This window comes from Rhodococcus sp. 05-2256-B1, from assembly GCF_002258465.1.
GTDB lineage: Bacteria > Actinomycetota > Actinomycetes > Mycobacteriales > Mycobacteriaceae > Rhodococcoides > Rhodococcoides fascians.
Map to the genome: position 1 here is coordinate 219,983 of NZ_NOZA01000031.1, position 14,491 is coordinate 234,473.

Annotated in this window: 14 protein-coding genes; 1 reads left to right on the top strand and 13 read right to left on the bottom strand. The window is 65.1% G+C overall.

Features of this window, described 5'->3' with window-relative positions; all coding sequences use genetic code 11:
* Positions 1 to 43 precede the first annotated feature (43 nt).
* The 13 genes from CH285_RS21025 to CH285_RS21090 all read right to left on the bottom strand — a co-directional run bounded on the left by CH285_RS21025 (position 44) and on the right by CH285_RS21090 (position 13,896).
* On the bottom strand, positions 44 to 319 hold the full coding sequence (locus tag CH285_RS21025; RefSeq protein ID WP_027496676.1) for an acylphosphatase: 276 nt from the start codon (positions 317 to 319) through the stop codon (positions 44 to 46).
* The gene (locus tag CH285_RS21030; protein ID WP_094643032.1) at positions 316 to 1,212 is read right to left on the bottom strand and encodes an SMP-30/gluconolactonase/LRE family protein; all 897 of its coding nucleotides are present in this window, start codon (positions 1,210 to 1,212) and stop codon (positions 316 to 318) included. Before CH285_RS21030 ends, CH285_RS21025 begins: the two co-directional genes overlap by 4 nt.
* Complete coding sequence (locus tag CH285_RS21035) at positions 1,212 to 1,640, bottom strand: OsmC family protein (RefSeq protein WP_032400562.1); 429 nt, start codon at positions 1,638 to 1,640, stop codon at positions 1,212 to 1,214. The genes CH285_RS21030 and CH285_RS21035 overlap by 1 nt, the downstream gene beginning before the upstream one ends.
* A gap of 49 nt (positions 1,641 to 1,689) precedes the next feature.
* The gene (gene mutM, locus CH285_RS21040) at positions 1,690 to 2,556 is read right to left on the bottom strand and encodes a bifunctional DNA-formamidopyrimidine glycosylase/DNA-(apurinic or apyrimidinic site) lyase (protein WP_027496673.1); all 867 of its coding nucleotides are present in this window, start codon (positions 2,554 to 2,556) and stop codon (positions 1,690 to 1,692) included.
* The gene (gene rnc / locus CH285_RS21045) at positions 2,556 to 3,338 is read right to left on the bottom strand and encodes a ribonuclease III (RefSeq protein ID WP_027496672.1); all 783 of its coding nucleotides are present in this window, start codon (positions 3,336 to 3,338) and stop codon (positions 2,556 to 2,558) included. Before rnc ends, mutM begins: the two co-directional genes overlap by 1 nt.
* Before the next feature lie 26 nt (positions 3,339 to 3,364).
* Positions 3,365 to 3,547 (bottom strand): 50S ribosomal protein L32, encoded by a 183-nt coding sequence (gene rpmF, locus CH285_RS21050; RefSeq protein ID WP_032397784.1) that lies wholly within the window; start codon positions 3,545 to 3,547, stop codon positions 3,365 to 3,367.
* Complete coding sequence (locus CH285_RS21055; RefSeq protein WP_027496671.1) at positions 3,548 to 4,156, bottom strand: YceD family protein; 609 nt, start codon at positions 4,154 to 4,156, stop codon at positions 3,548 to 3,550. It lies immediately after the preceding gene.
* Between the two features lie 91 nt (positions 4,157 to 4,247).
* On the bottom strand, positions 4,248 to 5,039 hold the full coding sequence (locus CH285_RS21060) for a DivIVA domain-containing protein (protein WP_045841865.1): 792 nt from the start codon (positions 5,037 to 5,039) through the stop codon (positions 4,248 to 4,250).
* Positions 5,040 to 5,222: 183 nt separating this feature from the next.
* Positions 5,223 to 5,711, bottom strand: coding sequence for a pantetheine-phosphate adenylyltransferase (coaD, locus tag CH285_RS21065; RefSeq protein ID WP_027496670.1), 489 nt, complete (start codon positions 5,709 to 5,711; stop codon positions 5,223 to 5,225).
* Positions 5,712 to 5,838: 127 nt separating this feature from the next.
* A complete protein-coding gene (gene rsmD / locus CH285_RS21075; protein ID WP_027496669.1) occupies positions 5,839 to 6,411 on the bottom strand; it encodes a 16S rRNA (guanine(966)-N(2))-methyltransferase RsmD in 573 nt (190 codons plus the stop codon).
* Positions 6,408 to 9,824 (bottom strand): pyruvate carboxylase, encoded by a 3,417-nt coding sequence (locus CH285_RS21080; protein WP_094643033.1) that lies wholly within the window; start codon positions 9,822 to 9,824, stop codon positions 6,408 to 6,410. Before CH285_RS21080 ends, rsmD begins: the two co-directional genes overlap by 4 nt.
* Before the next feature lie 110 nt (positions 9,825 to 9,934).
* Positions 9,935 to 12,214 carry an ATP-dependent DNA helicase RecG gene (recG, locus tag CH285_RS21085; RefSeq protein ID WP_094643034.1) on the bottom strand — a complete coding sequence of 760 codons (2,280 nt, stop codon included), beginning with the start codon at positions 12,212 to 12,214 and terminating at the stop codon, positions 9,935 to 9,937.
* A 14-nt stretch (positions 12,215 to 12,228) separates the two neighbouring features.
* Complete coding sequence (locus CH285_RS21090; RefSeq protein WP_094643035.1) at positions 12,229 to 13,896, bottom strand: DAK2 domain-containing protein; 1,668 nt, start codon at positions 13,894 to 13,896, stop codon at positions 12,229 to 12,231.
* Positions 13,897 to 14,179: 283 nt separating this feature from the next.
* Here CH285_RS21090 and rpmB point away from each other — a divergent pair, with 283 nt between their 5' ends.
* Positions 14,180 to 14,371, top strand: a complete 192-nt coding sequence (gene rpmB, locus CH285_RS21095) for a 50S ribosomal protein L28 (RefSeq protein ID WP_008717389.1) — start codon at positions 14,180 to 14,182, stop codon at positions 14,369 to 14,371.
* Positions 14,372 to 14,491 lie beyond the last annotated feature (120 nt).

Sequence of the window (14,491 nt, forward strand, 5' to 3'; positions counted from 1 at the left end):
CGGCCAGGTGCCCACCCGCGCGCCCAGCCTCCGGTAGTGCAGGTCAGCGCTCGACGAAACCGCTCAGATCACCGCGGGCCGACCCCCAACTCTCGACGACGAGCGTCACCGTTCCGGGGGTTCCACCGCCGCGTAGCAGTTCGAGAAGCGCGTCGAGACGATCGCGCGGTCCCTCGGCGATCACCAGCACCCGTCCGTCGGCGTGGTTGGTCGCATGACCGACGAGACCGAGTTCGAGAGCACGCGATCGAGTCCACCACCGAAACCCGACGCCCTGCACCAGGCCGTGCACCCACGCCGTCAGACGCTCGTCGTTCATGCCGGGCTCAACTCTCGGACGGATCCGTCGAAACTCGTTGCGTACAACGACGTCGGGTCGAATCCCACCCCGCCGAACGCGACCGCGGATGTCAGCGGCACACCTGTCGCCACGACACACGACGACCCCGACGTCGGGTCGATGCGAACAACTCGTCCCGCGAGATTCTGTGCGAGATAGATCATTCCGTCGACACCCACGGTCAGATCGTCCGACATGGTGAGTGGTCCGAATCCGTCGACGCGAACACGCGAGACCGAACCGGACGGATCCTGCTCGTCGAGGACGTACACGACGGGCTCGACATCGAACGTGTTGCCCACGTAGATCTTCCCGCGCGCAATCGCAATCCCGTTGGCAGACCCCAGATCCGTACGTACCGTCGACACGGTGCGATCGGTCGCGATCCGGCTCAGGCCTGCAGCGACACCCAGATTACGGGTGGTGAAGAGATCACCCGTCTCCGATCTCGCCAGTCCGTTGGGCATCGCCAGGCCCGACGCGTACGTCGAGCGACCGCCGGTATCGAGATCGAGCGCGTCGATCGTTCCGGAAGTGGAATCGAAAAGTCCTGCGGCCGCACTGTTTCCGGTGGTGAAGTACAGGGTGTCTCCGTCCCGCACCAAGCCGCCGGGTGACTCGACGCCCGACACCAGAGTGCCCCGGTCTCCGTTCGGCGCGACGCTACGTAGAGCACCCGGTCCGATCGGCGACGTCTCGGAAACGATCATCGAGCCGCGGCCGTCGAACTCGAGATTCTCGAGCATCCCGAATCCCGACGCCACTGTGCTCACCGACCACGGAGTGCACGCACTCGACGCCTGTGCGGCCGGGGCCGCGGCGATCGACGCGCCGCAGAGCAACGCAGCGGTGAGGATCGCCCGAGACTTCATCAGGCGTCCACGTCGATGTCCAGGTTGATCGTCGTTCCGGCCTTCAAGGTCCGCCCGACCGTGCACACCTTGTCGATGGCACGCTCGACGACGGTCAGCAGGCGTTGCTGCGCCTCGGGGTCCATCGCGCTGAGGTCGACTCGAAGGATCTCGTTCAACTCGGGATAGAGCTCGTTCTCGCGGTCGGCGGTCCCCGACACCTCGACGGTGGCGGAGTAGTCGTCACCGAGTCGACGAGAGAGCGGGACGTCGGAGCTCATGCCCGTGCACGCCGCGAGGGCGATCTTGAGCAGCTCCCCCGGAGTGAAAACGCCCTCGACCGACTCGGAACCGATGAGCACCTCGGCTCCCCGCGAACTGCGACCGGTGTATCGACGTGTGCCTGTGCGCTCGACCCAGAGGTTGGTCGGCGTGCTCTGTTCTGCCATGACCGAAATACTAGGCGGGCGGTTCAGGAGTGAAGCCTGCGGAATGGGGTCAGGTCCGGAGGTGTCGCGGCCGCGGCTGGCAGGTGGGGCAGCTGAACGAGGAGCGGTTCATGAATTTTTCGCGCCGGATCGGTGCGCCGCACCTCGAACAGGGCAGTCCTTCCTGCCCGTAGGCATCGAGCGACCTGTCGAAGTAGCCGGACTGCCCGTTGACGTTGACGTACAGCGCATCGAAGGAGGTTCCGCCTTGAGCGAGGGCCTCCCCCATCACCGCGTGGACCCCGGTCAGCAGACGCCGCAGCGCGGGACGCGTCAGTGTTTCTGCGATTCGATTGCCGTGAATCTTCGCGCGCCACAACGCTTCGTCTGCGTATATGTTGCCGACACCGGACAGCACGGTCTGGTCGAGCAGTGCCCGCTTGATCTCGGTGTGCTTGCCGCGCAACACGTTCACCACCGATTCGGCATCGAACAGTGGGTCGATAGGATCGCGGGCGATGTGCGCGACCGGTTCGGGTACCTGGGTTCCGTTCACCGTCACGATCGGAGCGAGTGCCCAACCGCCGAAGGTCCGTTGGTCGACGAAGCGGAGGTCGCTACCGTCGTCCAGGCGAGCTCGAATTCTCAGGTGCTTCTCGTCCGGGGCAGTGGGAGGCTGCACGAGCATCTGCCCGCTCATACCCAGGTGGACGACGGTCGCGAAATCTCCGGGTTCCATCACCAGCCACAGATACTTGCCACGCCGCTGGGCCGAGGCGATGCGCTGACCCTGCAATTGGCCGATCAGATCGAGGCCGCCGAGGTCGTGTCGCCGTACGGCGCGGGGGTGCAGTACCTCCACCGAGCGCACCGTCTTGCCGACCACGTGAGATTCCAGGCCGAGCCGGACCACCTCGACCTCAGGCAGTTCGGGCATCAGGAAGAGTCGGATGCGGAGTCGGCAACGACAGGAGTCTCGTTGTCCGACAACGAGTTCCACGCCGTGCTGGCAGCCTTTTGCTCGGCTTCCTTCTTCGACCGGCCCACCCCGACGCCGCGCGGGAATCCGCCGACGAGCACAGTGGCCGTGAATTCCTTGTCGTGGTCGGGTCCGGTGGACGAGATCTCGTACGCGGGGACACCCAGTGCACGTTCCGCAGTCAACTCCTGCAGGCTGGTCTTCCAATCCAGACCCGCACCGAGCTTGGGAGCCCGATCGAGCAAGCCGGCGAACAGTGTCAGAACCACGGTGCGGGCAACATCGATTCCGTGTTGCAGGTGGATGGCACCCAGCAAGGACTCCATACCGTCGGCCAAGATGCTGGGCTTGTCGCGCCCGCCGGTCTGCTCTTCGCCCTTACCCAGCAACAGATGACGACCGAGGCCGCCGTCACCGAGATCACGAGCCACCTCGGCGAGCGCATGCATGTTGACCACACTGGCTCTGATCTTGGCCAGCTGTCCTTCGGACTTGGTGGGGTGCACCGCGTACAGGTGCTCGGTGACCGCCAAGCCGAGCACGGAGTCGCCCAAGAACTCGAGCCGTTCGTTGGTCGGCAGACCACCGTGCTCGTAGGCGAACGACCGGTGCGTCAGAGCCAGCGTCAACAAGGGTTCGGACAGAGAAACACCGATAGCGGCGAGGAGCGACTCTCGGTCGTCCCCGCCGCTGACGGCAGTGGAGCTATTGTTCTGTGGCCCGCCGTTGTGTCGGTCCACTACTTCGTTTGTCACCTGAGCGGGAATCAGACCGCTGCGACGACCTGGCGGCCCTTGTAGGTACCGCACGAAGGGCACGCGATGTGGGGCAGCGTCTTCTCGCCGCAACCACGGTTGGGGCACGTCACGAGGGTGGGCGCAGTGGTTTTCCACTGTGCACGACGCGACCTCGTGTTGGAACGCGACATTTTGCGCTTCGGGACAGCCACTTACTTCTCCTCGGCTTCGTTGTTCACAAGTTCTGTGCTCGGTTCTGGATCCACGCCAAATTTGGCTGCAAGTCCAGCCCAGCGAGGATCAATTGTATCGTGACTGTGGCCGGATTCAGCAATCGCCAGGCGAACGCCGCATTCTGGGCACAATCCCTCGCACTCGTCACTGCAGACGGGGTGGAGTGGAAGCTCCAGACCGACCGCGTCGACGATGACGGGTTCGAGATCTATCAGGTCGTCGACGATACGGTGAATCTCGTCCGCATCCGTGGTCTCCTCGGTGATGCTGTTCGGGTAAGCGAACAGCTCGGTGAGGTAGACGTCGACATTGCCAGTGACCGGGTCGAGGCAGCGCGTGCACTCACCGGCCGTGGCAGCTCGCACGGAACCGGTGACGAGAACGCCCTCGGATACCGCCTGCAACTGCAGATCGAGCGAAACCGGTACACCGGCTTCGATGGCGATGGCATCGAGGCCGATTCGGGAAGGAGCCGGAACCGTCCGCTCGATGGTTTTCGTCGACCCGGGTCGACGACCGAGGTTGAGAATGTCCAGAACGAATCCTGCGTCCAGTTCGGGACGCGTCGTTCTCTTGGGCGGGGGCACGGCTGATCTTCCTTACTGTCGGTGTGCCTACTGTCGGTAAGCAACCACACAACGATACGCATCTGCGCATACGTGAGCAAATCGTGACGGGTCAGTGCCGACTACGACGTCCCTGGTCTGCACTTCCGTAGGAGGTGTCACCGTACGGTTCGTTGCCGTAGTCCGGGACGCCCGAGCCGGTGCGCAACTGCTGCCGACCGCGACCCACCGACCGAATGGTGCCGCTGAGGAACTCCTCGAACTCTGCAAGCTTGGTGTCGACGTAGACGTCGCACTCGCTGCGCATCCGATCGGATTCGGCGTGTGCGCTGTCGATCACCCGAGCCGACTCGGCGTGGGCCGCCTGCACGACCTCCGTCTCCGAGACGAGCCGGTTCTGTTCGGCGGTGCCGTCTGCGACCGACCGCTCGTACGACGCCGTACCGGACTCGATCATCCGATCGGCCTCGGTGCGAGCGCGAACGGTCAGCGCCTCGTACTCACGCTGGCCTTCGAGAACCGTTCGCTCGGCCTCGGCTTCGGCATCGGCCACGAGCTGATCGGCATGCGCCGACGCTTCGGACACCATGCGATCGGCCTGGGCTTTGGCGTCGGCGAGAATGCGGTCCGCCGAGTCGCGTGCGTTCTCCACCGTGTCCTGAGCTTCGGCGTTCGCACTGGTGACGGTCTTCTCCGCCGTCGCCCGCGCGTCACCCACCAGCTTGTCGCGATGATCCAACACGTCCTGCGCATCGTCGAGCTCGCCGGGTATGGCGTCACGTACGTCGTCGAGCAATTCCAGGACATCGCCGCGAGGGACGACGCACCCGGCAGTCATCGGAACGCCGCGCGCCTCCTCGACAATGGCGACGAGCTCGTCGAGCGCCTCGAATACGCGGTACACCGGTTACCCCAATCGTCGAATCTGCCACCGCGAACGCATCTGCTCCGCAGACGACACCCACAGTTCTTCGCTGTTCAGTCTGCCCGCCGATACGCCGGTCTGCGCTATACCCACCCGGTGTGTCGCCCTTTCGAACTACTGGGCCATCGAACTACTGCGCCATCGAACTACTGCGCCATCGAACTACTGGGCGGCACGCTCGGCGATACGCGACATCAACCGGTCCTGCACGAACGGCGGCAACATACCGGTGACGTCTCCCCCGAACGTGGCCACCTCCTTGACCAACGAGCTCGACAGAAAACTGTGCGCCGGATTCGCAGGGAGGAACACCGTGTCCACTCCGGTCAGCGTCCGGTTCATCTGCGCCATCTGCAACTCGTAATCGAAGTCGACAGCACTCCGAAGACCCTTCACGATCGCCGAAAAGCCCTCTTGCCGTGCGTAATCGACCAGCAGGCCATACCACGAACCGACCCGAACGTTAGGCAGATGCTCGGTCGCGACCTCGAGCATCTCGATCCGCTCCTCGACGCTGAACATGCCCTTCTTGCTCTTGTTCACCATCACCGTCACCACCACCTCGTCGAAGGCGGCCGCCGCGCGCTCGAAGATATCCAGGTGACCGATGGTCACCGGGTCGAAGGATCCAGGACACAGTGCGCCAGTCATGCCCGCGAACCTATCAGCTGAGACAGCTCATTCCGCCGGCTCCACTCCTGACCCAACCCGGTCATTCCGCAGGCTCCACTCCTGACCACTTCGGTCATTCCGCAGGCTCCACTCCTGACCACTTCGGTCATTCCGCAGGCTCCACTCCTGACCGGATTGCGATCTCGATTCGGCTCTCGCCGTACTTCTTCGACTTCTCCGGCACGAGCCCGGTCGGCCATACGGTCTCGGGCGAACGCGACGACCGTTCGAGCACGACCACCGCGTCGACCGAGAGCCATCCCCCGCTCACGAGCCGCTCGAGGAGACCGGCCACGGCGGTATCCGTGACGGCGTACGGCGGATCTGCCAACACCAGGTCGTAGGCCGCGTCGGCGGTGCCGGCCAGGACCGAGGCCACCGGCGCGCACTTGACCGAAGCTCCGGTCAGGCCGACCGATTCGATGTTCTTGCGCACTACCGCGGCCGCCCGTGCGTCGGATTCGACCAGTACTGCCGACGCGGCCCCACGTGAGAGCGCTTCGAGTCCGAGCGCACCCGACCCTGCGAACAGATCCAACACCGCGGCCCCGTCGAGCTCCATCCGACTTTCGAGCGCACTGAACAGTGCCTCTCTAACCCGCTCCGACGTGGGCCGGGTGCCTTGGCCAGGGACCGCCAATCGGCGACCCCCGGCAACGCCCGCGACGATCCGGGTCATTCGCTCCCGGCCTCTTCGCCCGTCGACCCCCCACCGATGACGACGAGCAGATCGCCGCCCTCCACCTGCTGAACGCCCGAGATCGCCAGACGAGTGACCGAGCCTCCCCGCGGTGCGGTGATCGCTGCCTCCATCTTCATCGCTTCGATCGTGGCAATGGTGTCGCCGGCCGAGATCTTCTGGCCCTCCTCGACCGCCAGGGTGACCACCCCGGCGAACGGAGCCGGAATGTGTCCGGAGTTGGAGCGGTCTGCCTTCTCGACCGTGGGTGCTTCGCTCGCGATGGACCGATCGCGCACCGACACCGGACGTAGCTGCCCATTGAGGATGCACATGACGGTGCGCATACCGCGTTCGTCCGGGTCGGAGATCGCTTCGAGTCCGATGAGCAGTTCGACGCCCTTCTCGAGCGTGACTCGATGCTCCTCGCCCTGACGCAGACCGTAGAAGAACTGGTTGGCCGACAATCGGGTCGTGTCGCCGTACTTCTCTCGATGAGCTTCGAGTTCCGCTGTCGGGCCGGGGAAGAGCAACCGATTGAGAGTGGTACGGCGTTGCGCCGACGTCCCGTCGAGGTTCTTCTCGTCTTCGTCGGTCAGCGGCGTCACCGGCTTGCCCGCACCTCGGCCTTCGAGCGCCTTGGTGCGCAGCGGCTCGGGCCAGCCGCCGGCGGGGGTTCCGAGGTCGCCGCGTAGGAACCCGACAACGGAATCGGGGATGTCGTACCGGCTGGGGTCCTCGGCGAATTCCTCGGCGGACGCATTCGCACCCACGAGCGCAAGAGCCAGATCGCCGACGACCTTCGAGCTCGGCGTCACCTTGGTCAATCGACCCAACATGCGGTCGGCCGCAGCGTAATTGGCTTCGACCGTCTCGAAGCGATCACCGAGACCGAGCGAAATGGCCTGTTGGCGTAGGTTCGACAGCTGGCCGCCCGGAATCTCGTGGGTGTACACGCGACCGGTCGGTGCCGGCAGCCCGGACTCGAAGGGCGCATACACCTTTCGCACGGCCTCCCAGTACGGCTCGAGATCGCAGACGGCCTGCAGGTCGAGACCGGTGTCGCGCTCGGTGTGCGCGGCCGCGGCGACGATCGCCGACAGCGCGGGCTGACTGGTGGTTCCTGCCATCGCAGCACAGGCACCGTCGACCGCGTCGGCTCCGGCTTCCCAGGCAGCGAGATAGGTAGCGAGCTGTCCGCCGGGAGTGTCGTGGGTGTGCACGTGCACCGGCAGATCGAAGTTGGACCGCAACGCCGTCACCAGCTTCTTGGCCGCGGGGGCACGCAACAGACCCGCCATGTCCTTGATGGCCAGCACGTGCGCGCCGGCATCGACGATCTGCTCGGCCAACTTCAGGTAGTAGTCGAGCGTGTACAGGTTCTCGTTCGGATTGGACAGGTCGCCGGTGTAACTCAGTGCCACTTCTGCGATGGCCGTACCGGTTTCGCGCACTGCATCGATCGCCGGACGCATCTGATCGACGTTGTTGAGCGCATCGAAGATACGGAAGATGTCGATTCCGGTGTCGGTGGCCTCGGCGACGAAGCTACGGGTGACCTTCTCCGGGTACGGGGTGTATCCGACGGTGTTCCTGCCGCGCAGCAACATCTGAATCGCGATGTTGGGCACGGCTTCTCGCAAGCTCGCCAACCGCTCCCACGGATCCTCGTGCAGGAAGCGCAACGCCACGTCGTACGTCGCCCCTCCCCAGGCCTCGATCGAGAGTAACTGCGGCGTCGTTCGCGCCACGTACGGCGCTACGCCGAGCAGACCACTGGTGCGCACACGCGTTGCCAACAACGACTGATGGGCATCACGGAACGTGGTGTCGGTGACACCGAGCGCCTTCTGATTGCGCAGATCGCGGGCGAACCCCTCCGGCCCGAGCGCCAGCAGCCGTTGCCGGGAGCCGTCGGGAATGGGAGCCGAGAAGTCTATGTCGGGCAGCTTGTCGTGCGGGTACACCGGCGAGGGACGTTCCCCGTGCGGCTTGTTGACCGTCACGTCGGCCAGGTAGGTGAGGATCTTGGTGCCACGGTCACCCGAGGAACGCGACGTCAGCAGTTCCGGACGTTCCTCGATGAAGGAGGTGGTGACGCGTCCTGCGGTGAAATCGGGGTCGACCAGAACCGCCTGCAGGAACGGGATGTTCGTCGCGACACCGCGAATTCTGAACTCCGCCACCGCACGTCGAGCGCGCGCCACGGCAGTGTCGAAGTCGCGGCCACGACAGGTAAGCTTGACGAGCATCGAGTCGAAGTAGGCACCGACCTCGGCACCCAACGTCGTGCCGCCGTCGAGGCGCACGCCGGCACCGCCCGGGGTGCGGTAAGCAGTGATGCGGCCGACGTCGGGCCGGAATCCGTTGGCGGGATCCTCCGTGGTGATGCGGCATTGCAACGCTGCACCGCGCAACACGATGTTTTCCTGCTGCAATCCCAGGTCCGCCAACGTCTCACCGGAGGCGATACGCAACTGCGACTGCACCAGGTCCACATCGGTCACCTCTTCGGTGACGGTGTGCTCCACCTGAATTCGCGGATTCATCTCGATGAAGACGTGATTGCCGCGGGTGTCGAGAAGGAACTCGACGGTACCGGCGCAGGAATAGCCGATCTGCTTGGCGAACGCCACGGCGTCGGCGCAGATCTTCTCGCGTAATTCCTGAGGAAGGTTGGGTGCCGGGGCCAGCTCGATCACCTTCTGGTGTCGACGCTGCACACTGCAATCGCGCTCGAAGAGATGGACGACGTTGCCTTGGCCGTCGGCAAGGATCTGTACCTCGATATGACGGGGGTCGATCACTGCCTGCTCGAGGAACACGGTCGCATCGCCGAACGCCGACTCCGCTTCGCGCGCAGCAGCTTCGATGGACTCGCGTAGTTGCTCGGGCTCGGCCACGCGGCGCATTCCGCGACCACCGCCACCTGCCACGGCCTTGACGAACAGCGGGAAAGTCATCGATTCCGATGCCGCGACCAATTCGTCGATATCGGACGACGGTTCCGACGACGCCAACACCGGTAGTCCCGCGGCCTTCGCAGCGGCGATCGCACGCGCCTTGTTACCGGTCAGCTCGAGGACATCGGCGGAGGGCCCGACGAACGTGATGCCCGCCTCCACACACGCGGCGGCGAGATCCGGGTTCTCGGAAAGGAATCCGTAGCCGGGGTACACAGCATCGGCACCGCTGCGCTTGGCGGCGGCGACGATCTCGTCGACCGAGAGATACGCCCGAACGGGATGGCCCTTCTCCCCGATCTGATAAGCCTCGTCGGCCTTCGTTCGGTGCACCGAGTTTCGATCCTCGAACGGGAACACCGCCACCGTCGAGGCACCGAGTTCGTAGGACGCACGGAAGGCGCGGATAGCGATCTCGCCGCGGTTGGCAACCAAAACTTTGGAGAACATTGGCTCAACTTACCCGGCAGACACAGCCCCGGAGGCGTACTGATCTCACGATGCGGGAACTTTTGTTCAATTTCGGCTACTGAAACGGTGCAGTGCGGACTGCGACGGGGTCAGGACTTGTCGAGGTAGTCGATTCTGTCGGATCGCCACGCCGAACGCATCATCGACGCGATGCCGGGATTGTCGGCCAGAGACGGGTCCCGCGCGAACAACGACCGGGCACAATCCTGGGCGTCGGAAATGATGTCCTCGTCGTCGATGAACGAGAGCAACCGAAGTCCGGTCACCGTGCCCGACTGCGCGGCTCCCAACACGTCACCTTCTCGGCGGGTCGCCAGGTCCAGTTTGGCGAGCTCGAACCCGTCGTTGGTGGCGGCCACAGCCTCGAGCCGAGCGAACGAGCCACCGCCCGGGCTGAGCCAGCTGATCATGATGCACAGCCCCTGATGCCCGCCGCGGCCGATTCGCCCACGCAGCTGGTGGAGCTGGCTGACGCCGAAGCGGTCGGCATCCATGATCACCATGACCGTGGCATTGGGTACATCCACGCCCACCTCGACCACCGTCGTGCAGACGAGCACGTCGATCTCACCCGCGTTGAATTCCGACATGGTGATGTCCTTGTCGTCACCGGACAGTCGACCGTGCAGCAGCCCCACACGCAGATCGGCCATCGGCCCGGCGGAGAGCGTCTCGTAGAGATCCACGGCAGCCGTCGTCTCCGGCCCGTCCTCCACTTTCGGCGCAGCCTTCTTCGCCGCTCCGCTCTTCTTGCCCGTGTCCGCATCCTCGCCGTCACCGATACGAGAACAGACCACGTAGGCCTGTCGGCCGGCCGCGACCTCCTCGTGAATCCGTTGCCAGGCTCGATCCACCCATCCGGGTTTGGATCTGGCCGGGACGACGTTGCTGACGATCGGCGACCTGCCGCGCGGAAGCTCCGTCAGTACCGACGTCTCCAGGTCCCCCAGTGTCGACATCGCGATCGTGCGCGGAATCGGTGTCGCCGTCATCACGAGGAGATGCGGGCTGGTGTTTCCACGAGCCTTCGCGCGCAAGGCATCTCGCTGCTCCACACCGAATCTGTGCTGCTCGTCCACGACGACCATCGCGAGGTCGAGAAACTCGACCCGATCCTCGATGAGAGCGTGGGTGCCGATGACGATCCCGGCATCACCTGTCACGGCATCGAGCAGGGCCGATCGCTTTGCCGCAGTGGACATCGACCCCGTCAGCAGAGCCACCTTGGTGGCCAGCTCGTGCGATCCCAGCTCGCCACCGGCGGCCAGCGTGCCGAGCATCGATCGAATCGATCGCGCATGTTGGGAGGCAAGCACTTCCGTCGGTGCCAACAGTGCGCACTGGTGTCCGGCGTCGATCACCTGCAGCATGGCACGCAACGCGACGATGGTCTTACCAGAGCCGACCTCGCCCTGCAACAGACGCGACATCGGATGCGGACCCGACAGGTCGTTGGCGATCTCCGCAGCAACCTGGTGCTGACCGACCGTCAACTCGAACGGCAGCCGGCGATCGAACTCCGCCGCGATGCCGTCGGTGATCGGTGGGCACCGCGCGGCTACCCGGTCGGACGCGTCGCGTCGTCGGTCCGCGAGTACCAATTGAACAGCCAATGCCTCGTCGAACTTCAATCGTTCCCGGGCCGCGTCCTTGTCCGCCGCAGTATCGGGAAAGTGGACCGAACGCAGCGCGGCGTCTATGTCGATGAGGCCACGCTCGCGGCGCACCGATTCCGGGAGCGGATCGACCACGTCGTCCAGCTGGTCGAGTACCTGCCGGACGCAACGCATGAATGTCCAGCTCTCGACATCTTTCGCCGCGGGATAGATAGGTACGAAGGCGCGGTCGAACACCGACATGTCGACGGCTCCGGACGAATCGACCGAGCCACGCGCCAGGCCGGCCAGCGTGCCACCGCCGACGATGCGACCCGCGGGGACGATGGCCCCGTCGTTGTCGTCGCCCCCGAGGATCACGTAACTGGGGTGGGTGAGGTTCCACCGCCGACCGAAATACTTGACCTTGCCCGAGAACATGCCCCGCCGCCCGGGCACGACCACGTGCTTGAGCTTGTGCGGGCTGAAGAACGTGGCTTCGATCCGCTGCCCGTCGGCCGAAAGGGTGACGGCAAGGAATTGACCGTTGCGGTTCTTCATCGAACGCAGGGTGGCCGATTCCACGGTGGCGACGATGGTGATGTGTTCCCCCTCGGGGGGTTCCTTCTCGCCGAGCTCGGAACCGTGCGTCATGTAGCGGTGCGGGTAGTGCCGCAGCAGGTCTTCGACGGTATGGATGCCGAACACCTCGGCCAGCGGTGCCGCAGCCGCCGCTCCGAGGACATCGTCGAGCCGATCCGCCAGCGTTGCCATTGTTCCGAGATTCCCTATTCCACTCCGAATTGCACGAGATCCCCGGGCTGCCCGCCCGGGTAGACCACCACGTCGACGCCGGGATGCGCACCCGCCACATAGTCGGCGAGCCGACCTCCGAGATCCGCGGGAGCCAGCGCCCCGAGCAACACCGTCACCATCTCACCGCCGGTGGCCAACAGCTGGTCCAGCAGTCTGCATCCGGCATCGAGCGGATGCTCGGCAACGATCACCACTTCCTGCCCGGCCAGACCGAGACAGTCACCCGGCTCGCACATGCCGACCCAGGTCAGCGAGCGTTGCTCGGCGATGCGCAACGAACCCCACCTCGTCCCCGCTGCAGCATCGGACATCGCGAACGCGTCGTCGACGGCTGCTCTGGCCGCGTCGTGCACTGCGAGCGCAGCCAACCCCTGCACCATCGCCGAGCACGGCAACATCGACACGTCCTTACCGTCGGCCCTGGCCGCAGCACCGACGGCAACGAGCTCCTGAGCGGACAGCGCCCCGTTCGGCAGCACCAGAACCTCGCGGTGCTTCATGCCCACGATGGCGCGATGCAACACCGACGAATCGATGGGCTCGTCGCATCGCACCACCGTCGCACCTTCCTGTACGTAGAGAGCCGCGGCACCGTCACCGGCGACCAGGGCCAAAATATCGCGACCCACCGACATAGCCTCGGGCTCGTGCTCACCGACGTTCGCGTCGACGGCGTACTCGGCCAGTCCGAAACACGAGATGCGCACTCCTCGAATACTTCCCGCCGCGATCCCGCACTCGACGGCACCGCCCGGGTCGGTGGTGTGCACATGAGCGGAGTACGCCCCGGAGCCGTCTCCGGCAACCACGACCGAATCGCCGAGGTCCGACAGCGCTGCACGCAGCGCTGCCGCGCGGGTGTCGTCGATACCGGGGACGACGTAGAGAACCTCGTAGCCGAGCGGCCGGGACTGCGAGCGAGTCGCTGCCCCGTCGGAGGCTCCGGGTGCGTTCGAAACACCGACTTCGATCACCCGTTCGTGGTCCTGAGGACGGCGATAGCGTCGCCTCGGCGGGGTGCGGCCGGTCACGACCTCGACCAACGCGTCGAAGATCACCGACAACCCCAGCGCCCCCGCATCCACGACGCCCGCCTCTCGCAACGGTGCGAGTTGGTCCGTCGTGCGATCGAGAGCGCGAGCGGTGGCCTCGGCGATATCGACCACCAGCGTGGCCAGATCGACGTTCGCGTCGTGGGCAGCGGCCTCGTGGGCAGCAGCCTCGAGCACCGTGAGCATGGTGCCCTCGGCGGGGACACTGACCGCGCCCGCCACCAGAACTCGTGCACGCCGCAACATGGCCTGGATCGACACGGTGTCCAGCGGACCGTCGGCTGCGGCCTCACCCACGGCGCGCAGGAGTTGCGAGACGATGACCCCGGAATTTCCTCGCGCGCCCGATACGGCTCCCACCGCCAGAGCCCGTCCGATCGCACCCGCGCCCGCGGCCGGCCCGGCACTGCGCATGGACTCGACCGCAGCGCGGAACGTGAACATCAGGTTGGTGCCGGTATCGGAGTCCGGAATCGGGAAGACGTTCAGTGCGTCGATCTCGTCGCACCGAGCAGTGAGGGAATCCACACAGCGATAGGCCCACCGGCGCAGGCCCGAGGCATCGATGGATTCGAGTACGTCGACCACCTCGAGCGCCTCCCCTGCGTTCCGTCCGTACCTGCGCCCGGGCCCGACGATGTCGGCCGCGGACAGTGCCCGAAGCTTAGTCGGGCAGAATCGTCAGCGCGGCGCGCGTGAGCCGGTACACCTCGTCTGCGGTGGCGGTTTGGTGATTGGGTGGGACGCCGCTATTCTTGCAGGGTTGCCTCGAGGCGATCTTCACGCATTGCAATCCTTGCATCTGCTCGTAGTTCGTTTCGATGTCTTCGACCACATGTAACGCTCAACATCTAACAAGGAGTTCGCGACTATGGCTGCCGTCTGCGACGTATGCGCCAAGGGGCCCGGCTTCGGTAAGTCGGTCTCGCACTCGCACCGACGGACCAACCGTCGTTGGAACCCGAACATTCAGACCGTTCACGCTCAGGTTGCGCCTGGCAACTCCAAGCGCATGAACGTGTGCACCTCCTGCTTGAAGGCAGGCAAGGTGGTTCGGGGCTGATTTCGGCCCCGCTCTTCGATTTCCTCCACGGCCTCGACCGCGTGCGAGAACTGTGCCCCGCATCCACTCGGATGCGGGGCACAGTTGTCTGTCGATGATCCTGCGCATTCGGGCAAACAG

Coding starts and splice junctions, on each gene's coding strand:
- CH285_RS21025 (WP_027496676.1), bottom strand. CDS start 319: ATGAACGACGAGCGTCTGACGGCGTGGGTGCACGGCCTGGTGCAGGGC.
- CH285_RS21030 (WP_094643032.1), bottom strand. CDS start 1,212: ATGAAGTCTCGGGCGATCCTCACCGCTGCGTTGCTCTGCGGCGCGTCG.
- CH285_RS21035 (WP_032400562.1), bottom strand. CDS start 1,640: ATGGCAGAACAGAGCACGCCGACCAACCTCTGGGTCGAGCGCACAGGC.
- mutM (WP_027496673.1), bottom strand. CDS start 2,556: ATGCCCGAACTGCCTGAGGTCGAGGTGGTCCGGCTCGGCCTGGAATCT.
- coaD (WP_027496670.1), bottom strand. CDS start 5,711: ATGACTGGCGCACTGTGTCCTGGATCCTTCGACCCGGTGACCATCGGT.
- rsmD (WP_027496669.1), bottom strand. CDS start 6,411: ATGACCCGGATCGTCGCGGGCGTTGCCGGGGGTCGCCGATTGGCGGTC.
- CH285_RS21080 (WP_094643033.1), bottom strand. CDS start 9,824: ATGTTCTCCAAAGTTTTGGTTGCCAACCGCGGCGAGATCGCTATCCGC.
- recG (WP_094643034.1), bottom strand. CDS start 12,214: ATGGCAACGCTGGCGGATCGGCTCGACGATGTCCTCGGAGCGGCGGCT.
- rpmB (WP_008717389.1), top strand. CDS start 14,180: ATGGCTGCCGTCTGCGACGTATGCGCCAAGGGGCCCGGCTTCGGTAAG.